We start from the raw sequence: 20,908 nt of genomic DNA on the forward strand, positions 1-20,908 counted from the left end.
GCACCGTCCTAGGTGTGGGTATCAAGATCGAATACGTTGCGCGGCTCGGCCATGCCGACCAGGATCTCACGCGGTCCCTCGTACGCCTCGCGGCTGTGGGCCATGCGGATGTTATCGACCAGCATCAGGTCCCCCGGTTCCCAGGGGGTGCGAAGGGTGTGGGCCTCGTAGATCTCGTTCAGCAGGGCGACGATGTCCTCGCCAATCGGGTCGCCGTTGCCAAACCGGGTGTTGAACGGCAGACCGTCTGGACCGTAGACGTCCACCAGGTATTCCCGCACCTCGGGCGCAATCGTCCATTCGTTCAGGAACGCGACCTGATTGAACCAACAGCGTTGGCCGGTCGCCGGGTGCCGGACCACTGCAGGGCGCCGTTGCCGGGTGCGCAGCTCCCCGTCTGGCTGCCACTCGAACTCGATCTCGTGCGCGCGGCAGTAGCTCTCGACGTCGGCGCGGTCGGAGACGCCGAACGCCTCCTCGTAGGTGGCTCCGATGTCCTCGTTGTAGCTGCGGGCGAGCAGCCACCCCTCGTCTTCGAAGCGCCGGACGATGTCCGGAGGGATGGCGTCGAGCACGGCGCTGGCGTCCGCCACGCCGGTCACCCCACCGACGCTGGGTGCCCGGAGGCAGGCGAAGAGCATCAGACCGGGGAACTCGAGCGCATAGCTGAGCTCCTGGTGCATGCACATCGGCTGGTTTGAGGGCCAGGTGAGGGATGAGTACACGCCATCCAGGTAGGGCTGCCGGGTGGCGAAAGCCTCCCGGTCCGGCATGAGGCCGCCAGATACCAGCCGCTGGAAGGCGCCGGCCACTTCAGCTGGATCACGCAGGCCCAGGCCGCGGACCAGTACTGCGCCGTGATCATCCACCGCTGCGCGCAGCGCCTCACGGTTCTGTTCGGCCCACAGCACGGGGTCGTGGCCGTAATCGACGGTGAGCATCGGAGTCCGGCCGGCCTGGCGTTCCACGTCGAACTGGATCCTGGGTGTTTGAGACGACATCAGAGGTCCTTTCCTTTCACGGGTAGCGGGTGGGAATGGCCAACCGGTCCTCCCACCGGGGCCGTTGGGTCTGGCTCCGCGGCGGCTCCTGCCGGCCGCGGGTCGGGCGAAACGGCAGCGTCCGTCAGGGATGAGGCCTCGAGCAGGGCCGCCATGTCGGACAGGACGGGCGACTGCATGATGTCCTTGATCGACACTGCGCGCTTGAGCAGGACGGCCAGCTTCACCGCGGACAGCGAGGTCCCGCCCAGGGCAAAGAACGAGTCCTGCGCGCCGATCCGTCCCGCCGGTAGGCCGAGCACCGTCGCCCATGCATCGGCGAGCCGCTGCTCGGTGGCCGAGAGGGCCTGCGCCGCGGTGCCGGCTTCGGGCACGACCTCCCGAGCCATCCGGGTCAAGGCCTTCCGGTCGATCTTTCCGTTGCCGGTCAGCGGCAGGCTCTCCTGCCACCGGAACGCCGACGGAACCATGTAGCCCGGGACCCGCGCGGCCAGCTCGCTGCGCATTTCATCGACCTCGAGCTGCCCGTTGCCGGAGTAGAACGCCACCAGGAACTTGGACTGTCCGGCGCCCTCACCGACGACGACGGCGCCGTCGCGGACGCCGGGAACCCGCAGCAGCGCGTTCTCGATGTCGCCGATCTCGATGCGGAACCCGGAAATCTTGACCTGGTTGTCCCGCCGGCCCAGATACTCCAGCTTTCCCTCCGGGGACCAGCGGCCGTAGTCGCCCGCCCGGTAGAGCCGCGCACCGTCCACGTAGGGGTCGGTGGAGTAGGCCAGGGCCGTTCGTTCCGGATCGTTGATGTAGCCGCGGCCCACGCACACTCCGGAGAAGGCGATCTCGCCCGGCGCTCCGAGCGGCACGAGCCGTTGCCGCTCGTCGAGGATGTGGATCCTGACGTTCGAAATCGGTGGACCCAGTGGCACTGAACTGCCCGCAGGCGCTGCGCTCATCACCTCGTGGTTGGTGTCGTCCGAGGTCTCCGTGAGTCCGTAGGCGTTGACCAGTTTGACGTCCGGCATCACGTCGAACCAGCGGCGGACCAGTTCACGTTTCAGGGCCTCCCCGGTCGCCGAGACGCAGCGGAGGTTCGGCAGGGCGCGGGGGTTGCCGGCCAAGTAGGCCACCACCGCGTCCAAATACGAGGGAACGACCTGGAAGACCGCGACCGCGCCCTGTTCCACCGTGTCGATGAACCGCTCGACGTCGAGGATGCGGTCCTGCGCGACAATGTGTGTGCGACCGCCCACGAGCAGTGCCGAGACCAGTTGCCACAGCGAGATGTCGAAGCATTGGGGGGCGCTCTGGGCGACGACGTCGCCGGCGCCGATCCCGAGGTCTTCGATTTTGGCGTACAGGTGGTTCACCATCCCGTCGTGCTCGCACATCGCGCCCTTCGGCTCCCCGGTGGATCCCGAGGTGAAATAGACGTAGGCGAGCTGGTCGGGACGAACCTCCAGGCCGGGGTCGTCGTTGGAGTGCCCCTCGGACTCGATGGTGTCGAAGAGAAGCCTGGTAACCGAGGGCAGTCCGCCGAGTGCTTGATCCAGCGTGCCGGTGCTGCCCTCCTCGGTCAGCACCATCCGGCTTCCGGCCCGGGTGAGTGTTCTGGCGATCCGGTCGGCAGGGAAGTGCGGTTCGATCGGCAGGTACGCGCCGCCGGCCTTGAAGACGCCGATGACGGCGGCCATCCACTCCAGATCCCGCTCGGCGACGACCGCCACAACGTCCTCCGCCTGCAGTCCGCGTGCCTGCAGGGCGTGGGCGATGTGGTTGGCCCGGGTGTTCAGCTCCGAGTATGTCCATTCGCGTGCGTCCTGGACAGCCGCAATGCGATCAGGATGTTGCCGGACGCGTTCCTCGAACAACTCATGGAAGCGCTGCCGGGGCCGGGGGCGTTCGGGCCCGGCGAGCTGCCCAAGCTGGAAGCGCTGCTCGTGGGCATCAACCACATCGGCATCGAAGGGATCCGCCTCCGGGTTTGCCACCAGGTGGCGGACCGCGGCGAGGTGGTAGCCGGCGATCCGGAGGGCCGCATCCTCGTTGATGACGTCGCGCCGATAGCGCAGGCGCAAGGTTGCGCCGCCTTCGGTATCGCGGAGTGAAATGCCCAAGACAATGCTCTCCGGCAGGTCGGGATCGTTGTCCCGGAGGGCATCGAATACCACCTCGTAGCCCGGGGTGGCCGCGTCATGGCCGGCCTGCCCGGGGCCGGTCTGCTCTGCCCCGGCCTGGATCTGCCGGCTGTGCGCCGCGGAGACAAGCGCCAGCCATGATCCTTGGCCCGGCTCCAGCTCGCACGGCCAGGTCCCTGAGGTGTCCCTCCAGCCGGTGGTGACCTCTGCCTCGCCGGACAGCGCCTGAAGCACCCTGGCGTGAGCCGCCAGCCAGATCGCCGCAGGGGTCACATCCAGCTCGCGGGACAGGGTCCGCACGGACTGGTGCAGGTCCTCGGGAACCGCCACCTCGATCCTTGCCTGACCCGGCTGGCGGTCCTGGGTCCACCGGGGAATCGCCGTCGGGACGGCACCAGCGGCAGCAGTCCGGTCGACATTCGGGGCCGGAGCCTGGCCAGCGGCGGTGCGGCAGGTCTGCGCAGTGGTGATGGTCATGAAACGGGCCTTTCCAGTGCGATGGGGGAGATGGCGGGGGTAGGGGCCTCTTCGGCCGGGTTGCCGCCCCACAAAGTGCCCCGAGGAAGCGTGGTCCCCTTCATCACGAAGGAGTCGGCAGCCACGACGGCACCGTCCTCAACGGTCACGCCGTAGTGGATAAAAGCTGCCACACCCAGCGTGACGTCGTCCCCGACCACGTTGTAGTCGGACTTGAACATCCCGTCCTCCTGGGAATGGGACTGGATGGTGGTGCCGTTGTTGAACGTGCAGCGGGAGCCGATCGTCACCAGGGACCGTTCGATGACCGCGAGGCCGTCGTCGTAGACCCGGGAGCCGATCCGTACGCCCAGCAGACGCCAGATCAGCGGCTTGAACGGCGTTCCGTTGAAGACAGCCAAGTACCGGCTCTGGGCCTGCAGCTTCCAGTACCGCTCGTGCCACCAGAAGTAGGGGTTGTAGATGGAGCACAACTGGGGCCGGAGCCCCCGGAACCCGGTCGCGAGATGTTGGAGGCCGATCGGGACCAGCACGCCGAGCACGAGCAGCACCACGAAGGACGCGCTGAGCGCCAGGAAACCGTATTGGTCGGTCAACTCGAGGCCGGCGAACATCACCAGCAGGGCCACCGAGGCGTTGAACCACCGTGCCAGCATCAGGAGCGCCATGGTGCGCAGGTTGTGACCGTTCTTGGCCGCTAAGTCGCGGCGGAGATCGGTGCGGCTCCTCTGCTCTTCGGGGAGGGTGTCCCGCAGCACAGAGCGGGGGATCTCGAACGCCGGCGATCCGAGCAGACCCACGTCTTGGCGCACCGGCCCGTCGACCGGGATCATGACTTTGGTCGCGAGCAGACAGTTGTCGCCGGTCTTGGCTTCGGCGGGGTACAGGACGGCGTTGCCCAGGAAGTTGCGGGCACCGATCGCCACCCCACTGAGCTTGAACGACGTCGCCGAGTATTCCGCGTTCATGAATGACACCCCGTCGGCGATCATCGTGCCGGAGCCGATGGTTGAAAGGAACGGGTTGTCGTGCTTAAACCCGGTACCAAAATTCGAGCCGGTCTGTTGCACCTGCGGCTGGCGGTACCCGATGGCCCGCACGTAGTTCACGACGTAGGAGCTGTCGCCGAACAACTGCCCGAGCATGGGACTGTTGGTCATTTTTGACACCGTCCGTGCTGCCGCGTCACGCAGGCCGAACAGCGGATAGACCCTGTTGGGCTTCAACACGAGTTGGAGCAGTTGCGGCAGGGTAGTGATGAGGACCAGCGCCACGATCGTTCCACCGATGACGCCCAGGCCGGCATAGGCGACGGCGTCTGCGTAGAAGATCCAGCCGCCGAACGCCCAGTCGTGCGTTCCTAGCAGCGCCGCCACGTTCGGGTCCGCCAGGATTACCAGCGTGATCACCAGTCCCCACATCGTCCGACCCAGCCCGATGGTGCCCACGAGTTGGGAGGCCGCGAACCATCCCCGGCGCCACGGCCGGTAGGGCGTCGGCTCAACGGTGGCGTAGTCCGCAGCCCCCGGCCGGCCCGGCGAACCGTGCCATCGCTCGCCGTCGGGCACGGATTGGCCGGTGTAGAGCGTGGACCGGTGGCCCAGTTGCGAGTGGTCGCCCATGGCCGTGTCGATGTCCAAGACGCTCCCCTCGCCGATGATCACGTCCTTGCCCAGCGTGACCCCGCCCACTTGGATGACGCCCCCGTGGGCACGGTATCCATTGAGCAAGGCGTCCTTGCGGATCACGGTCCCTTCGCCGATCGTCAGCAGGTCGGTGCAGATCGGCAGCCGGTTGGTCATGATCATCACGTTGCGGCCGACCTTCGCCCCCATGGCCCTTAGGTAGAAGGTGGTGAGCGGCGACCCGGCCATCAGCGAGAGCGGGGAGGTGCGCATCAGCGCCTTGACCAGCCAGAACCGGAAGTAGGCCAGGCTCCAGATGCGGATCTCCTTGGGCCGGAACCGCCCGATGAAAATCCACTTGGCAGCCACCGGCAGGATGCACATCACGACGAACGTGGCAGCGGTATAGGCGATTGAGCGCAGGTAAAGCTCCCAGAAGGGCGTTCCATGGCTTACCCAATCGTGGTTACCTGCCGCCGCGTCCGGGAACAACCATAGGTATCCGACGACCATGATGAAGCCGGCCAGCACACAATAGCCAAGGTAGACAAGCACCTGCAGGGCGCCGCAGGCGACATATTCCCAGGTCCGTGCGTCCATGGGAGGTGGTATCTCCGGCGCGGGGGCCAGGGTCGGCGGGGGCAGCGCCTCCTTGTCCTGCTGCGGGGGCACATGGAGTGCCATGGCCAGTGCGGAGATATTGGGGTTGCTGTAGATCTCCTTCATGGATATTGGCGGCAGGTCCGGCTGCTTGCGCACGCGGGCGCAGAACCGGGCCATGACCATCGAGTCGGCACCCAGGTCGTGGAAGAAGTCGGCGTCGGCCGGCACCTGCTCGATCTCCAGCACGCCGGCGAGGACCTCGGACAGCTGTTCCTGCAGTTGTGCCGCCGCTGACGTTTCTTCCGCCGGTGCCAGGGCTGCCGCCAGCGCCGAGATCGTTGGGTTCTGGTAGATGTCCTTGATCGAGACAGCCGGCAGGTCCGGCTGTTTGCGCACCCGGGCGCAGAACTGCGCCATCACCAAGGAGTCGGCGCCCAATTCGTAGAAGAAGTTGTGGTCCAGGGAAACATCGTCCTTCTTCACCACCGATGCGAGAAGATCCGCCAGCCGGCGCTCCAAAGCAGCACGCGCCACCTTGGCAGGCGCGGCTGCAGGACCGTTGTCCGCCGGCGCCTCGGGCGCCTCAGGAGCCGGGGGCTTCGTCGGAGGTCTGGAACGTGGAGCCCCCTGCAGGTCATGGACGGGCAGTTTCACTGCACAAAGCTCCTTAGTGAGGCGGTGGCAACGGGATCGGCCACGGGGGCCGGTGCCGTGAGCTGTGAACCTGACACAGAGCCGGACAATGGGTCCGGGGCCACCGACGCGTCAGCGGAGGCCAGCGCTTCGGCGCCGAAGTGGTCGAGCACCCAGTCGGGGTTGTAGACGGTTTCCAAGTACGGACGGCCCAGATCTGGCGAGATGGCCACGGCGGTGGCGTCCTGGGCGTTGTGGTCGGCGAGCCAGGACAGGGCGCCGTGGACCACGGTCCCGGTGGAGCCACCCAGCATGAATCCGCAGGCGGCGAGGCGGTGGCAGGCACGCACGGTGTCCGGCTCTTCGACGATCACCACGTCATCGATCAGAGACTCGTCGAGCTGCGGCGGACGTACGCTCATTCCGAGCCCCGGGATCAGGCGGGTCGCGGGCTCGCCGCCGAAGGAAACCGATCCTGCGGCGTCCACCGCGACAACCCGGACGTCGGGCCGGTGCTCGCGGAAGTACCGCGCGCAGCCCATCAGTGTTCCCGTGGTCCCGGCTCCCACAAACAGCACGTCCAGTTCGGGGAACTGCTGGGAAATCTCGGGGGCGGTCCACCGGTAGTGCGCGCCCCAGTTGCCGGGATTGGTGTACTGGTTGAGCCAGATGTACCGCTCGTCGGACGCGCAGAGGTCCCGGACGTGGTTGAGCCGGGCTCCGAGGAAGCCGTCAACGGGATCCGGTTCGGTGACCAGGTCCACCTGCGCCCCGAGCGACTCCATGACTTGCCGGGTCGCCGGATTGCAGCGTGGATCGATCACGCACACGAAGCGGTATCCCTTGCTGGCCGCGATCATGCTGAGCGCAACGCCGAGGTTTCCCGAGGACGACTCCACCAAGATGGAGTCTGGGCCGATTGAGCCCTCCCGCTCGGCGCGCTCGACCATTTCCCGCGCGGGCTTGAGCTTGATCGAGCCGGCGAAGTTGAACCCCTCGATCTTCAGGTAGAGGCGGCGGCCGAGCACCCCTTCAAGGTCGACGAACAGGCTCTGCTCATTGAACAGATGCGGATCCTTGATGATCGGCATGATATCCCTCGTTCTCCTGCCAGGAGCTTGATCACAAGGGTCGCCAGGGAATGGCGGGTCGGATTAGTGAGCATCGCTGTTCTCCCCAAGAACCCCATGAAGCTGCGTTTGCAATGCGCTTAAAGTGAACCGCCGGCCCCGTTATCGCGCCGTTATTGCGCCGTTATTGGTCTTGGGAAAAAGTTGCCTGATCAGTGGTACGCAGACCGTACGCTGAAGGTGACGTGGCGGCTCTCCTGACATCCGAGACTCGTCACTGGACGAGCCGTCGGACAGCCCGCATCCAAAACTGAAGACACTGCGCTAGGGTGTGGGAAACGCACTCCAGGGCAGGCCATTGGCCAGGACGGAGAGAACATGCCGGACGAAGTAGACATCCACGCCCTTCAGCAAGCCACGGTGTGGGACGACTCGGAACGGAAACTGGGGGTGGTGGGCCAAGTCCACGAGGACCCGGTCACCGGGGCCATCACCTGGATCACGGTGGGACTGGGCCTGGCGGACAGCCGTGAAAAGTTCGTGCCGATCGCCGGCGCGCGGATAGAGCCCCACGATGTGTTCGTCGCCTACAGCCACGACACCATCAAAGACTCGCCCTCGCCGGCGGCCTCCGAAGGCCTGACCCCGGAAGAAGAAGCCGAGCTTCGCCGCTACTACGGCACCGAAGCCTGACGTCGAGTTAGGCTCTGGTGCTCACCGCCGAAGCCTGACGCCGCGTCAGGCCCTGATGCTCACCGTGACCGTGAACTTGGGATTCCTCGCCACCTGGCGGGTAGGTCCTACCAAGCGGTTCAATGAAGGCTTGTAGGCCAAATGGCTGTTCCACACCGTCCACAGTTCACCCCCGGGGGTCAGGACTCGGCCGGCGTCGGCGAAGAGCTTTAGGGCAATGCCGGCATGGACGGCGTTGCCGATATGGAACGGCGGATTCAGGACGATCAGTTGCTCGGAAGCATCAGGCAGCGAGGACAGTGCATCGTCCCGACGGACCTCTACCCGGTCCGCCACCGCGTTGGCCTCGGCGGTGGCGCGCGCTGATCTGACCGCGGAGGCGGACTGGTCCATAGCCAGCACCCGCAGTCCGCCGCGGGCCAGAGCCAGATAGGCGGCGATCGTTCCGTTGCCGCATCCAAGGTCCACCGCCCGGCCGGCCTCCCGGGCACCGGCGAGCAGGGGGAGCAGGAACCGGGTTCCCGGGTCCAGTTTGGGCCCGCCAAAGGTGCCGCCAAAGGCGACCAGTCGCAGTGGAACCGGGAGACCGGCGTCGTGCTCTTCGGTGCGTGGGAAGCGTGCGCCGACCGAAGGCAGCGGACCAGAAGCGGTCAGGATCCGTGCTTTTTGCCGCGCCAGACCCGCCGTCACGGAGGAGAACGATGTTGCCAGTACGGAGTTCATCGCGGTGCTCATGTGCTTGACCCGGCCGCCCGCCAGCATCGTCACGTCTGGAGCCGCCGCCGCGGCGACGTAACCGGCGATCTCCTCCAGCGCATCGAGCGAGCGCGGCAACTGAAGGAGTACCAGCCGGACGCCGTCAAAGGCGGCCGGCTCCAGCGGGCGGTGGTTGTAGCCCGATAATCCAAGCCGGGAGGCGTTGTTGTCCAGCGCGTGCTCCGAGCTGAGGGCGTCCTGCAGCACGCGGATTCGCTGTTTGCCGGCAGCAGCCAGGGCCAGGGTGATCGCCCCGTAATGGTCATTGACCACCGCGATCCGGCTTCCCGCCAGACCGCCGATCAGAGGTTCGGCGGTGTCCAGCAGTAGCTTGTCGGCGGCGTCGTACGCGAACAGGTTGTCCGCTTCCACGTCCGGCCACCGCCGGAGCGCGGCAAAGTCCAGGCCGGGTCGGAGGGTCCGGGCGGTGTCCCCGGAGTCCCCGGCTACGGCGCGATGGTCAGCCAAGGTCTACCCACTCCGTCCCCAGTTCAACGGGAGCCGGCCCGCCCGAGGTCAAGGCTGCCAATTGTTCCTTGAAGCGTTCGATCACTTCCGGCGTGTCTTCCAGAGCCAGCCGGATCCGCACATCAGTTGCACCATAGTCGGTGCCCAGCACGACGGTTCCGGTGGCCCGCAGGTCATTTTCCAGCCGGCCGGCGTCCGCGTGCAAGGTGGGGGCCGCGAACAACAGCATCCTGCGCCGCTGGACCAGGTCAGCGGTGGAAACGGCCTCCGACACCGATTCTGAATAAGCCCGCACCAGCCCGCCAGCGCCCAGCAGGATCCCGCCGAAGTAACGCACGACGACGGCGGCGACGTCGCTCAGGTCCGTCACCCCCGGTGCGGTCTCACGTTTGAGCAGGGCCTCCAGCATGGGGATGCCGGCCGTGCCGGAGGGCTCGCCGTCGTCATTGGAGCGCTGGACCGCGCGATCGGGACCAAGCACGAAGGCGCTGCAGTGGTGCCTGGCATCATGGAACTCACGGCGCAGGTCCGACACCAGGTTGCGGGCCTCGTCCTCGGTCTCCGCACGGCGCATTACGGTGATGAATCGCGAACGCTTGATCTCGATCTCATGGCGGTGTTCGCCGGCAACGGTGGTGTAACTGCTGGCGGTGGACGGTTGAAGCACATCTTCCAGCCTAATCGTCTTTGCATCGGGGGCTGGAGCCGGGGCGCCGGATTGTCCCGTTGTCCATGCGCTCCTGCCCGCAACTGGCCGAGAGGCCCCTTGTCCGGCCGGGAGGACCGTGCCTAGTGTGGCGGTAAGTGGCCGTCCGGTAGCGGTGCGGCCGACCCGGCAACGAACGGTGGAGCCATGGCGAAGTATCAGCCCGAATTCGATCGGCGCATCCAGGACGAACAGGACCAGGGGCCGGACTCGGAGACGACGAGTGCGGAAAGGGTGTCGGCTCAACAGGGCGACTCGGCCAATCCGGATCCGCAAGAACAGAACGTCACCGGGCTGGAACCCGGCGGTGGGGTTCCGCCCGGCGAAACCCCACCGGCCGAGGACCAGATGAGCGCAGACCAAGGACACGAGGAGTAACCGGCCCACAACAGCCGCTGCCTCGGCGGTCGGCGTGCAGACCACGACGACGGTGTGGTGCGGTTCCGCCGCGGGCCGCATTCGCGGTCGGCGTGCAGACCACGACGACGGTGTGGTGCGGTTCCGCCGCGGGCCCTTGGCGCGGGCGTTGTTGTTCCGGTCCCGGCTGCCGCGCAGCCGGGTCGGCTTTCCGCCGGACCGAGTATGTGGCACGGTGTCAGCTGGCCTGCTGGCTAGACTGAGGCCGTGTTGAGAATCGGACTGACAGGTGGAATCGCGGCCGGAAAATCGCTTGCCGCCCGGCGACTGGCGGAGCTGGGCGCAACCCTGGTCGACGCCGATGCCATCGCCCGGGAAGTAGTAGAGCCCGGCACCGATGGCCTGCTCGCGGTTGTCGAAGCCTTCGGCCCGGAGGTCCTGGATGCCGAGGGTCGGCTGAACCGCCCGGCGCTGGGCGCCTTGGTGTTCAATGATCCGGCCCAGCGCGAGCGCCTGAACACGATTGTGCATCCGCTGGTCCGCGCACGTGCAGCCGAAAGGGTGGCTGCGGCCGGCGAGGGTGGAATCCTTGTCCAGGACATCCCACTGCTGGTGGAAACCGGGCAGAGCCCTTCCTTCCACTTGGTCTTGGTGATCGACGCTCCCAGCGAAGAGCGGCTGCGGCGCATGGTTGAAGACCGTGGCATGACCGAGGCGGACGCCCGCTCCCGGATGGCTGCCCAGGCCTCGTCGGCAGAACGCAGGGCCTCCGCCGACGTGGTGCTGAACAACACCGGGACACGCGAGCAGTTGTTGGCCGCACTGGATGCCCTCTGGGAGGAGCGGCTGGTGCCCTTCAACCAGAACCTGCTGGCCGGGCGGCTGGCTCCGCGCCTGGGGCCGCCGGTGCTGGTGGATCCGCAACCGCAGTGGCCCGCGCAGGCAGCCTTGCTGGCGGAGCGGATCAGGCGCTCCGACCCGCGGATCATGGCCGTCGATCACATTGGGTCAACGGCCGTCCCGGGCCTGCCGGCCAAGGACGTGCTGGACCTGCAGGTCACGGTGGCCAGCATGGCGGATGCCGATTCGGCCGCCGAGGCGCTGGCCGCGGCCGGTTTCCCGCGGTGGCCCGGCAGTTGGCGCGACACCGCGAAACCGCAGCATCCGGAGCCGGGCGACTGGGCCAAGCGGCTGCACGGCAACGCCGATCCGGGCCGGGCCGTCAATGTGCACGTCCGGGCAGCGGGTTCACCGGGTTGGCGTTTTGCCTTGTTGTTCCGCGATTGGCTGCGGGCAGATCAGGGCGCAGCCGAAGCGTATGTGGCCGAGAAGCGGCGGCTGGCAGCACTGCATGCCGCGGACCCATCCGCCGGCCGCTACGCCCGGGCCAAGGAAGACTGGTTCAGCCAAACGGCAGACCCGCAGATGAATCGGTGGGCCGAGGACACAGGCTGGAAACCGCCCGCTCTCGGCGGCTAGCGTCGGCGCGGGTTTCTCAGCCGGAGGGAGGGGTGAACTGGCTGGCGGTGAAGACTGCTCCCCACGGGTCCCTGATCACCGCATCCCGGGTCCAGTCCGTGTCGGTCCGGTCGAGCACCTCTCCGCCCAACCGCTCGGCATCGGCCGCCGTCGCATCGCGGTCGGCGACGGTGAAGGCTACGTGCCAGTGTGGTGCCTCCCCGGGCTGCACCTCTGAGAGCCACCCGATGGCGTCCGCGAAGCCCGGGGGAGCAGCGATACCAGACTGGCGCTCGTGGATCTCCGGGTCACTGGTCGACTGCAAGTGGTCGCCATAGCCGGGGACGCGAATCATGCTGCCGAACCCGAGGTCGTCGAACTGCCAGCCGAACACCCGGCCGTAGAATTCCCTGGCCGCGGCAGGATCCGCGGCGTGGAGGTCGCTGAAGTTCCACGCCCCCGGCACATTGACCGCCTGGGCACCCGGGCGGCGCCGCGCCTGCCAGAGCCGGAATACGACACCGGCCGGATCGGCGCACACCGTTGACCGGCCGCCTTCCCCGGCAGCCTGCGGACCGGAGAGCACCCGGCCGCCCGCGGAGCGGATCCTGTCCAGGGCAACCTCGGAATCATCGACCGCCACGTACGTGTTCCAGGCCGGCCCGCCGCCGGCGGCTGTGCCCACGCCGCCTCCGGCTGGGCCTTCGCCGAGTCCGGCGGCATCGCGGCCGTCGAGTTGGGCGATCACGTAGCGCGGAGAGGCGCCCGGCGGCGTTGCGTCGGCGAACGTCCAGCCGAACAGGCCACCGTAGAAGTCCTTTGCCTGCTCAATGTCCCGGTGTTCGACGTCGATCCACGATGTCACGCCCTCGGGATAGGTCCGGATCTGGTCCATGATGTGCCTGCCGTTCGTCGTCGGGTGCACGGACAGATCTACCGCACACTACTGCGCCGAGGCAACGGTGTATGGAGGCGGCAGGGGAAGCGCAGCCGCCGATTTTTGCCCAGAGCGATTCAGGACCCACACTGACCGGAATCGGGTCTACGGTTAACGGCATGAGTCTTGCGCAGGACATCAAACGCGTTGTAGCGCCCTTCGAAGTCGTCAGCGAGTTCCAGCCCGCGGGCGACCAGCCGACAGCCATCGCCGAACTGACGGAAAGGATCCAGGCCGGAGAGAAAGACGTGGTGCTGCTCGGCGCTACCGGTACCGGCAAATCCGCCACCACCGCCTGGCTGGTGGAACAGGTACAGCGGCCCACCCTGGTGCTGGTGCAGAACAAAACTTTGGCGGCCCAGCTGGCCAACGAGTTCCGCGAATTGCTGCCGAACAACGCCGTGGAGTACTTCGTTTCGTACTACGACTACTACCAGCCGGAAGCCTACGTCCCGCAGACGGACACTTTCATTGAGAAAGACTCCTCCATCAATGAGGAAGTCGAACGCCTGCGCCACTCGGCCACCAACGCGCTGCTGACCCGGCGCGACGTCATCGTGGTGGCCACCGTGTCCTGCATCTACGGCCTGGGCACGCCGGAAGAGTACATCGCCGGAATGGTGACGCTGCGCAAGGGCGCCGAAATGAACCGCGACGACATGTTGCGCCGGTTCGTCGCCATGCAATACGCCCGCAATGACATCGACTTCCACCGTGGCACCTTCCGGGTTCGCGGCGACACGGTGGAGATCATTCCGATGTACGAGGAGCTGGCGGTCCGGATCGAGTTCTTCGGCGACGAGATCGAACAGATCCAGACACTGCACCCGGTCACCGGCGAGATCATCCGCGAAGAGACGGAGATGTATGTCTTCCCGGCCTCGCACTACGTGGCCGGCGAGGACCGGATGAGCCGCGCGGTCAAGGAAATAGAGGACGAACTGCGCGACCGGCTGCAGGTGCTCGAGTCGCAGAACAAGCTGGTGGAAGCGCAGCGGCTCCGGATGCGCACCACCTATGACCTGGAAATGATGCAGCAGATGGGGTTCTGCAACGGCATCGAAAACTACTCCCGGCACATCGATGGCCGCGGTCCGGGCACGGCGCCGCACTGCCTGCTGGATTACTTCCCGGACGACTTCCTGCTGGTGATCGACGAATCGCATGTGACCGTGCCGCAGATCGGCGCGATGTACGAGGGCGACATGTCCCGCAAACGGACCCTGGTGGACCACGGTTTCCGGCTGCCGTCCGCGATGGACAACCGGCCGCTGAAGTGGGACGAGTTCCTGGAGCGGATCGGGCAGACCGTCTACCTCTCCGCCACGCCGGGCAAGTACGAGCTGTCCAAGTCAGACGGGTATGTGCAGCAGATCATCCGGCCCACGGGCCTGGTGGACCCGGAGGTCATCGTCAAGCCGACCAAGGGCCAGATCGACGACCTGCTGGGCGAGATCAACGCGCGGGTGGAGCGGAACGAACGCGTCCTGGTCACCACGCTGACCAAGCGGATGGCCGAGGACCTTACCGACTACCTGAACGAGCACGGGGTCAAGGTACAGTACCTGCACTCCGACGTGGACACGCTGCGCCGCGTGGAGCTTCTCCGTGAGCTGCGGATGGGCGCCTTCGACGTGCTGGTGGGCATCAACCTGCTCCGCGAGGGCCTGGACCTGCCCGAAGTCTCGCTGGTCGCGATCCTGGATGCGGACAAAGAGGGCTTCCTGCGCAGCAGCACGTCGCTGATCCAGACCATCGGCCGTGCCGCCCGCAACGTCTCCGGCCAGGTGCACATGTACGCGGACAAGATCACCGACTCGATGGCCAATGCCATCGAGGAAACCAACCGGCGCCGTGAGATCCAGATTGCCCACAACAAGCAGCACGGCGTGGATCCGCAGCCGCTGCGCAAGCGGATTGCGGACATCACGGACCAGTTGGCCCGCGAAGACGCCGACACCCAGCAGCTGCTGAAGGACTTTGACTACGGCAAGGGCAAGCGCGGATTTTCCGCGGCAGTGTCCAAGGACAAGGTTCGCCGCGACGGGCTGACTGCTGCGCCGGCCGAGGACCTGGGCGAGCTGATCGCGCAGATGACCGAGCAAATGCACGCCGCTGCGGCGGAACTGCAATTCGAGCTGGCCGCCCGGCTGCGCGACGAGGTCTCCGACCTGAAGAAGGACCTGCGGCAGATGCGCGCCGCCGGCCACGCCTGACACGTGCGTCGCCTGCCTTGCCAGCCGTATGGTGGGGATCACGACGGCGGTGCGCACCGCCGTCGTGATCCCTGCCTGCGCTACACTTGACCGAGCGTAGGGGAGTATCCCGAACACTGTGAACGTCAGCACGCGGGGCATCGAAGCCCCGCCGGGCGCAGTGGCCTGGCCGGTCAGGGCAGGCGGAGAGACTTGCGGCGAACACTCGCACCCGCGCACCGCACACGCGCGGCATCTTCTGTGAAAGGCAAGGTTCCGTGTCGGACCAATTAACGCTGCCCTTTGAGATCATCTCGTTTGTGGTCCTGGGCATCATCCTGCTGTTTGACCTGCTCTACGTGGTCAAGCGGCCACACGAGCCGTCCATGAAGGAAGCCGGGCTCTGGGTAGGCTTCTACGTCACCTTGGCCCTGATCTTCGCCGGCCTGCTCTTCTGGCAGGCAGGCCCGGACTACGGCCAGGAGTTCGTGGCGGGCTGGATCACCGAGTACAGCCTCAGCGTAGACAACCTGTTTGTCTTCATCATCATCATGGCCAGGTTCTCCGTCCCGCGGAAGTACCAGCAGGAAGTGCTGATGTTCGGCATCATCATCGCGCTGGTCCTGCGCGGTATCTTCATCCTGCTGGGCGCTACCGTGATTGCCCACTTCAGCTGGGTCTTCTACATCTTCGGTGCCTTCCTGCTCTGGACCGCCTGGAAGCAGGCCACCGACTCCGGTGAAGACGAGGAAGAAGGGTCCGAGTCCGGGCTGGTGGCCCGGCTGACCAAGAAGCTGCCGGTAAGCGAGCACTACGACGGCAACAAGCTGCGCACCACGGTGGACGGGAAGCGCTTGTTCACCCCGATGGTCTTGGTCTTCATCACCATCGGCATGACCGACCTTCTGTTCGCGGTTGACTCCATCCCGGCGATCTTCGGCCTGACCCAGAGCGCCTTCATCGTGTTCACCGCGAACATCTTCGCGCTGATGGGTCTGCGCCAGCTCTACTTCCTGCTGGGCGGCCTGATGGACCGACTGGTCTACCTGAAGCATGGCCTGTCCGTGATTCTGGCCTTCATCGGCGTGAAGCTGATTTTCCACGCCCTGCACGAGAACGAGTTGCCGTTCATCAACGGCGGCCAGCACATCGAGTGGATCCCGGAGATCAGCACCGGGTTGAGCTTGGCCGTGATCATCGGCACCCTGGTGGTCGCCACGGTGGCCAGCCTGCTCAGCCCGGCCGGGCGTCAGGCCGCCATCGACGCGCGGCTGGCCCAGGACGCTGAACGGGCCAAGTCCGACACTGAACCGGCAAAAGACACGGAACCGGCCAACTCCGACGCCGAACGGGCCAAGTCCGACACTGAGTAACACCGGTACAACCGGTCGTCCGTCGGCTAGGCTCGGCGTGTGAAAGAACTGAGCAACGCGGCGCTGAACGCAGACCCTCGCACGAGGGCCGTTCAGCGCCGCGTTGTCATTTCCCTGTCCATGGCGCAGCTGTTCAGCGGCCTGGGCCATGGTGCGGGTCTCGCCATCGGCTCGCTGCTGGCGGTAGAGCTCACCGGCAGCGAGGCGCTGGCCGGAACGTCCACCATGGCGATTTCGTTGGCCGCCGCGCTGGCCGCCCTGCCGTTGGCGGGGACCGCCGCCCGGTCCGGACGCCGGCGGGCGTTGGTCACCGGCCTGCTGCTGGCCCTGCTGGGATCCGCACTGATGGCGCTTGCACCCGTCACGGGGTCCTTTGCCGTGCTGCTGGCCGGTTCGGCCTTGCTGGGTGTAGGTAACGCGGCCAACCTGCAGGCGCGCTTCGCCGCGGTGGACCTGGCCGTGCCCCAGCATCGGGGCCGGGACCTGGCTTTCGTCGTCTGGTCCATCACCGTGGGTGCCGTCGCCGGACCGAACCTGATCCGGCCGGGTGCCGAACTGGGCGCTGCGCTCGGGCTGCCGGAATCGTCCGGGCCCTTCCTGTTCTCGATGGCCGGGATGGCCATCGGCGCCGCCCTGCTGCTGGTGGGGCTGCGGCCCGATCCGCTGCGCTACGCACGTTCGCTCGGCACTGGCGCAGGCGACCTCCGCCCGCTCCAACGCCGCGGAACGCTGCGCACCGGTGTGGCCGCGGTGCGCCAGCATCCGATGGCCATGCTCGCGCTGGCTGCGGTGATCGGCGCCCATCTGGTCATGGTGGCAGTCATGTCCATGACCCCGGTCCACCTGCAAGCGCTGGACCATGCGGGCGGACATCAGCACAGCCAGACCGACACCTTCGCAATCATCGGCTTCACCATTTCACTGCACATGGCCGGCATGTATGCGCTCTCGCCGCTGATGGGCTGGCTGACCGACCGGCTCGGCCGAGTCGGCACCATCGTGCTGGGACAGCTGATGCTGCTGACCGCTACAGCCCTTGCCGGCGCGGGCCAGCAGGATACCTGGCTGGTGGGGGCCGGACTGATGCTGCTGGGCCTGGGCTGGTCCGCCTCGGTGATCGCCGGATCCACGCTGTTGGCCGAGTCGGTCCCGGAGGCGGAACGCGTTCCCGCTCAAGGCTTGTCGGACACGCTCATGGGCGCGGCCGGGGCAATGGGTGCCGCGTTCTCCGGTCCGGTGCTGGCCGCCATGGGGTTCGCCGGCCTCAACGCGACGGCGGGCATCGTCGCCGGGGTCCTGCTCGGCGCCGCTGCCACTGCCTGGCGACGGGGCGCCCGTACAGGAGTTGCCGGCTAGTTCCGAACCATGCCGAGCAGCCGGGCGAAGATGGCCTCGCCGTCGTCGGCAATGCCGTCATGATGGAACTGGTCGGTTTCCCAGACCTGGAGCCCGTTGACCTGGCCAGCCGTCTCCAGCGACAGTCCGCGCTCCACATAAATGTCGTCGCGGTACACAGCGGCTGCCACCGGGACGGTGTTCCCGGCCAGGCGGTCTCGGTCGTAGAGCGCGGGCCAGTCGGACTTGGCGGCCAGCAGCTCGGCGACCTCGCGGAGCGGCACCAGGCCAGGGTCCTGTTCGAAGTACCACGGGTAGATCATCTCGCCGGTCAGCAGCGGTTCCGCGGCCTCGGGAGAAAACTGCGGGAAGTCGCGGAGGACCCGCCATGCCGCCCAGCCGGTCGCTGCGTGCTGGGCATAGATCGACTCGTGCATCAGCGCGTACAGCGGGTTGGCGGCCCGGCTAACCAGAGCGGCCAGCTGTTCCAGGAAGGAGTCGGAGAGCCGCTGGCCGGCCGGAGTCTGGACGAACGCCTCCTCCAGCAGGTAGTGCAGGGCGTCGATCCGGGTGTTGCCGCCCAGGAACGACCCGGCCATCTGGAACCGGCCGGTCGTCAGCCGCTCACCGGAGGGCAGGTACTCGGGAACCGTGTCCAGATGCCGCGCGACGGCGGTGACCCGCGCACGGTCCTGCGGGTAGCGCTCGAAATACTCCCGGTTGCGGGCCTCCACCCGGGGGAAAGTGGCCCGGTAGACCCGGTCGGCGTCGCCGGCCAGCGGAGCCAGGCCGCCGGTGATCAGGACTTCCTGCAGCCCTTCCGGTGCGAGTGAGAGGTAGGTCAGCGAGCAGAAACCGCCGTAGCTTTGGCCGAAGATGCTCCACGGCCCGCTCTCGAGTTGCCGCCGGATCAGTTCGGCGTCGTGCACAATGGAATCCGCGCGGAAATGGGTCAGGTAGTCCGCCTGTTCCGCGGCGCCGCCGCGCAGCGGCAACGTCTGCCGGTTCACCGGGGCGGACAAGCCGGTGCCCCGCTGGTCCAGCATCAGGATCCGGAAGGACTTGGCCGCTTCTTTCATCCAGCCGCCCAGCGAGGTCACCCGGTTGCCGCGTCCGCCGGGGCCGCCCTGCAGGAACAGCAGCCAGGGCAGGCGGGCGGCGGCGTCGTCGTCGTGCTCAGTGGAGGAGTATTCCCGGGCAAAGATCTCCAGAGATTCGCCGCCAGGGTCGGAATGGTCCAGTGGAACGGTGAAGAAATGCTCCGCTATCCGCATCCCGCGCTGGCGGTAGGCTCCGGCCACCCGGTGCGGCTGCCCGGTCACAGGGAGACCCGATCCACCGTCCCGAAAGCGGACAGGGCGTCGCCGGTCAGCCGGAACGTCGACCATTCCTCCTGCGGACGGGCGCCCAGGCTGCGGTAGAAATCGATGGACGGACTGTTCCAGTTCAGCACCGCCCACTCCACCCGGGCATAGCCGGAGGCCACCGCATGGCTGGCCAGAGTCTGCAGCAGGGCCTTGCCGTAGCCGCGGCCGCGGGCCTCGGGCCGCACGTAGAGGTCCTCCAGATAGATGCCGTGGACGCCTTCCCAGGTGGAGAAATTCCGGAACCAGAGGGCGAATCCCTGCACGCCGCCGTCGTCTTCGGCGATGTGCGCGAACACCGATGGCTGCGCGGAGAACAATGCTTCCCGCAGCTGGTCCGGCGTGGTCTTGACCGCGTCGGGTTCTTTCTCATACACGGCAAGATCGCGGATCAATTCGAGGATGACGGGGACATCGGCTTCTTCGGCAGGGCGGATCATAGACATGATGAGAGCCTATCGTCCGAAGCAGGCCGCGTTGGTACCGTGTCTGCCGTTGCGGCCGCTAGGGCTTGAGCACCACCTTGATGCAGCCGTCGTCCTTCTTCTGAAACTTCTCGTACATCGCCGGGGCGTCGCGGAGTGGCGCCGTGTGCGTCACCAGGTCGCCGATCCCCAGCGGATCGGACGAGTCGGCGGCCAGCGGTACCAGGTCGTCGATCCAGCGGCGGACGTTGCACTGTCCCATCCGTAGCGTGACCTGTTTGTCGAACAGTGTCAGCATCGGCATGGGGTCGGCTTCGCCTGCGTAGACCCCTGACAAGGAGATGGTGCCGCCGCGGGCCACGGCGTCGATCGCGGTGTGCAGGACCGAAAGGCGGTCCAGGCCCGCAGTGGACATCAACTTCTTGGCCACCGCGTCGGGCAACAGGCCGACCGCGAACTGCGCCGTGGCCGCTGCCGGTGCCCCGTGCGCTTCCATCCCGACGGCGTCAATCACAGACTCGGGACCGCGGCCCTGGGTAGCGTCGCGCAGCTCGTCGGCGACCGTGGGCCCCCACGCCAAGGTTTCGATGCCGTGCCTGCGGGCCATGTCCAGCCGCTCGGGCACCAGGTCGACACCGATCACGCGGTGGCCCAGGTGGCGGCCGATCCGGGCGGCGAACTGGCCCACGGGGCCCAGCCCGAAGACGGCCAGCGTGCCGCCGTCCGGGATCTGGGCGTAGTCCACTGCCTGCCACGCTGTCGGCAGGATGTCCGAGAGGAACAGATACTGCTCATCCGGCGCTTGGCTGTCCTCGATTTTGATCGGCCCGTAATCCGCATGCGGAACGCGCAGGAACTCTGCCTGACCGCCGGGGACGGAGCCGTACAGTTCGGTGTAGCCGAACAATGCGGCGCCCGAGCCCTTGTCTTTGACCTGCGTGGTTTCGCACTGGGACTGCAGGCCGCGATTGCACATATGGCAGCGTCCGCAGGAGATGTTGAACGGCACCACCACCCTGTCGCCGGGCTTAAGCCCCGGGACCGCGCTTCCGGTTTCCTCGACAATGCCCATCGGTTCATGGCCCAGGACATCACCGGGTGCCAGAAAGGGGCCAAACAATTCGTAGAGGTGCAGGTCCGAGCCGCAGATCGCGGTGGAGGTAACCCTGATGATGGCGTCGGTCGGTTCTTGCAGGACCGGGTCCGGCACCTCCTCCACGCTGAGCTTCCGTTTGCCTTGCCAAGTCAGTGCTTTCATCGGTGCGCTCCCGTCGTTTCCGTGCGTCGTGCTGTG

The 20,908-nt window shown here is 66.8% G+C and carries 16 protein-coding genes; 6 read left to right on the plus strand and 10 right to left on the minus strand.

Features of this window, described 5'->3' with window-relative positions:
• Positions 1-8 precede the first annotated feature (8 nt).
• From ACMX2H_RS09230 to sbnA, 4 genes are read right to left on the minus strand one after another with little or no spacing between them, the layout of a single operon-like run.
• Positions 9-1,001, minus strand: coding sequence for a TauD/TfdA family dioxygenase (locus ACMX2H_RS09230; protein ID WP_414960202.1), 993 nt, complete (start codon positions 999-1,001; stop codon positions 9-11).
• Positions 1,001-3,616 carry a non-ribosomal peptide synthetase gene (locus ACMX2H_RS09235; protein ID WP_414960203.1) on the minus strand — a complete coding sequence of 872 codons (2,616 nt, stop codon included), beginning with the start codon at positions 3,614-3,616 and terminating at the stop codon, positions 1,001-1,003. The genes ACMX2H_RS09230 and ACMX2H_RS09235 overlap by 1 nt, the downstream gene beginning before the upstream one ends.
• Positions 3,613-6,498, minus strand: coding sequence for a Pls/PosA family non-ribosomal peptide synthetase (locus tag ACMX2H_RS09240; protein ID WP_414960204.1), 2,886 nt, complete (start codon positions 6,496-6,498; stop codon positions 3,613-3,615). Before ACMX2H_RS09240 ends, ACMX2H_RS09235 begins: the two co-directional genes overlap by 4 nt.
• The gene (sbnA, locus tag ACMX2H_RS09245; RefSeq protein WP_414960205.1) at positions 6,495-7,568 is read right to left on the minus strand and encodes a 2,3-diaminopropionate biosynthesis protein SbnA; all 1,074 of its coding nucleotides are present in this window, start codon (positions 7,566-7,568) and stop codon (positions 6,495-6,497) included. The genes ACMX2H_RS09240 and sbnA overlap by 4 nt, the downstream gene beginning before the upstream one ends.
• 357 nt (positions 7,569-7,925) lie before the next feature.
• Between sbnA and ACMX2H_RS09250 the strand changes: the two genes are divergently transcribed.
• The gene (locus ACMX2H_RS09250) at positions 7,926-8,240 is read left to right on the plus strand and encodes a PRC-barrel domain containing protein (protein ID WP_414960206.1); all 315 of its coding nucleotides are present in this window, start codon (positions 7,926-7,928) and stop codon (positions 8,238-8,240) included.
• Positions 8,241-8,285: 45 nt separating this feature from the next.
• Here ACMX2H_RS09250 and ACMX2H_RS09255 read toward each other — a convergent pair whose 3' ends face one another.
• Together ACMX2H_RS09255 and ACMX2H_RS09260 are read right to left on the minus strand one after the other, a co-directional pair.
• Positions 8,286-9,401, minus strand: coding sequence for a class I SAM-dependent methyltransferase (locus ACMX2H_RS09255; RefSeq protein ID WP_414960232.1), 1,116 nt, complete (start codon positions 9,399-9,401; stop codon positions 8,286-8,288).
• Positions 9,402-9,456: 55 nt separating this feature from the next.
• Positions 9,457-10,140, minus strand: a complete 684-nt coding sequence (locus tag ACMX2H_RS09260; protein ID WP_414960233.1) for an IMPACT family protein — start codon at positions 10,138-10,140, stop codon at positions 9,457-9,459.
• A 177-nt stretch (positions 10,141-10,317) separates the two neighbouring features.
• Between ACMX2H_RS09260 and ACMX2H_RS09265 the strand changes: the two genes are divergently transcribed.
• On the plus strand, positions 10,318-10,548 hold the full coding sequence (locus ACMX2H_RS09265; protein WP_414960207.1) for a DUF6480 family protein: 231 nt from the start codon (positions 10,318-10,320) through the stop codon (positions 10,546-10,548).
• Between the two features lie 246 nt (positions 10,549-10,794).
• Positions 10,795-12,006, plus strand: coding sequence for a dephospho-CoA kinase (gene coaE / locus ACMX2H_RS09270; RefSeq protein WP_414960208.1), 1,212 nt, complete (start codon positions 10,795-10,797; stop codon positions 12,004-12,006).
• 16 nt (positions 12,007-12,022) lie between these two features.
• On the opposite strand, the gene ACMX2H_RS09275 is transcribed toward coaE, so the two are convergent.
• Entirely contained in the window at positions 12,023-12,880 is an 858-nt protein-coding gene (locus ACMX2H_RS09275; protein ID WP_414960209.1) for a VOC family protein, read from the minus strand.
• Between the two features lie 161 nt (positions 12,881-13,041).
• Here ACMX2H_RS09275 and uvrB point away from each other — a divergent pair, with 161 nt between their 5' ends.
• From uvrB to ACMX2H_RS09290, 3 genes are all read left to right on the plus strand, one after another.
• Complete coding sequence (gene uvrB, locus ACMX2H_RS09280; protein ID WP_414960210.1) at positions 13,042-15,138, plus strand: excinuclease ABC subunit UvrB; 2,097 nt, start codon at positions 13,042-13,044, stop codon at positions 15,136-15,138.
• A gap of 257 nt (positions 15,139-15,395) precedes the next feature.
• Positions 15,396-16,490 carry a TerC family protein gene (locus ACMX2H_RS09285; protein ID WP_414960211.1) on the plus strand — a complete coding sequence of 365 codons (1,095 nt, stop codon included), beginning with the start codon at positions 15,396-15,398 and terminating at the stop codon, positions 16,488-16,490.
• 39 nt (positions 16,491-16,529) lie between these two features.
• The gene (locus ACMX2H_RS09290) at positions 16,530-17,846 is read left to right on the plus strand and encodes an MFS transporter (protein ID WP_414960212.1); all 1,317 of its coding nucleotides are present in this window, start codon (positions 16,530-16,532) and stop codon (positions 17,844-17,846) included.
• Here ACMX2H_RS09290 and ACMX2H_RS09295 read toward each other — a convergent pair.
• The 3 genes from ACMX2H_RS09295 to ACMX2H_RS09305 are packed head-to-tail and all read right to left on the minus strand — an operon-like array spanning position 17,843 to position 20,872.
• A complete protein-coding gene (locus ACMX2H_RS09295) occupies positions 17,843-19,099 on the minus strand; it encodes an alpha/beta fold hydrolase (RefSeq protein ID WP_414960234.1) in 1,257 nt (418 codons plus the stop codon). The genes ACMX2H_RS09290 and ACMX2H_RS09295 overlap by 4 nt on opposite strands.
• 44 nt (positions 19,100-19,143) lie before the next feature.
• Positions 19,144-19,635: a GNAT family N-acetyltransferase gene (locus tag ACMX2H_RS09300; protein WP_414960213.1), complete on the minus strand. Its 492-nt coding sequence runs from the start codon at positions 19,633-19,635 to the stop codon at positions 19,144-19,146.
• A 58-nt stretch (positions 19,636-19,693) separates the two neighbouring features.
• Complete coding sequence (locus ACMX2H_RS09305) at positions 19,694-20,872, minus strand: zinc-dependent alcohol dehydrogenase (RefSeq protein WP_414960214.1); 1,179 nt, start codon at positions 20,870-20,872, stop codon at positions 19,694-19,696.
• Positions 20,873-20,908: the final 36 nt, after the last annotated feature.

It is taken from the genome of Arthrobacter sulfonylureivorans (assembly GCF_047607445.1).
Classification (GTDB): domain Bacteria; phylum Actinomycetota; class Actinomycetes; order Actinomycetales; family Micrococcaceae; genus Crystallibacter; species Crystallibacter sulfonylureivorans_A.

Coding starts and splice junctions, on each gene's coding strand:
- ACMX2H_RS09230 (WP_414960202.1), bottom strand. CDS start 1,001: ATGTCGTCTCAAACACCCAGGATCCAGTTCGACGTGGAACGCCAGGCC.
- ACMX2H_RS09265 (WP_414960207.1), top strand. CDS start 10,318: ATGGCGAAGTATCAGCCCGAATTCGATCGGCGCATCCAGGACGAACAG.
- ACMX2H_RS09235 (WP_414960203.1), bottom strand. CDS start 3,616: ATGACCATCACCACTGCGCAGACCTGCCGCACCGCCGCTGGCCAGGCT.
- ACMX2H_RS09275 (WP_414960209.1), bottom strand. CDS start 12,880: ATGGACCAGATCCGGACCTATCCCGAGGGCGTGACATCGTGGATCGAC.
- ACMX2H_RS09305 (WP_414960214.1), bottom strand. CDS start 20,872: ATGAAAGCACTGACTTGGCAAGGCAAACGGAAGCTCAGCGTGGAGGAG.
- uvrB (WP_414960210.1), top strand. CDS start 13,042: ATGAGTCTTGCGCAGGACATCAAACGCGTTGTAGCGCCCTTCGAAGTC.
- ACMX2H_RS09295 (WP_414960234.1), bottom strand. CDS start 19,099: ATGCGGATAGCGGAGCATTTCTTCACCGTTCCACTGGACCATTCCGAC.
- sbnA (WP_414960205.1), bottom strand. CDS start 7,568: ATGCCGATCATCAAGGATCCGCATCTGTTCAATGAGCAGAGCCTGTTC.
- ACMX2H_RS09250 (WP_414960206.1), top strand. CDS start 7,926: ATGCCGGACGAAGTAGACATCCACGCCCTTCAGCAAGCCACGGTGTGG.
- ACMX2H_RS09300 (WP_414960213.1), bottom strand. CDS start 19,635: ATGTCTATGATCCGCCCTGCCGAAGAAGCCGATGTCCCCGTCATCCTC.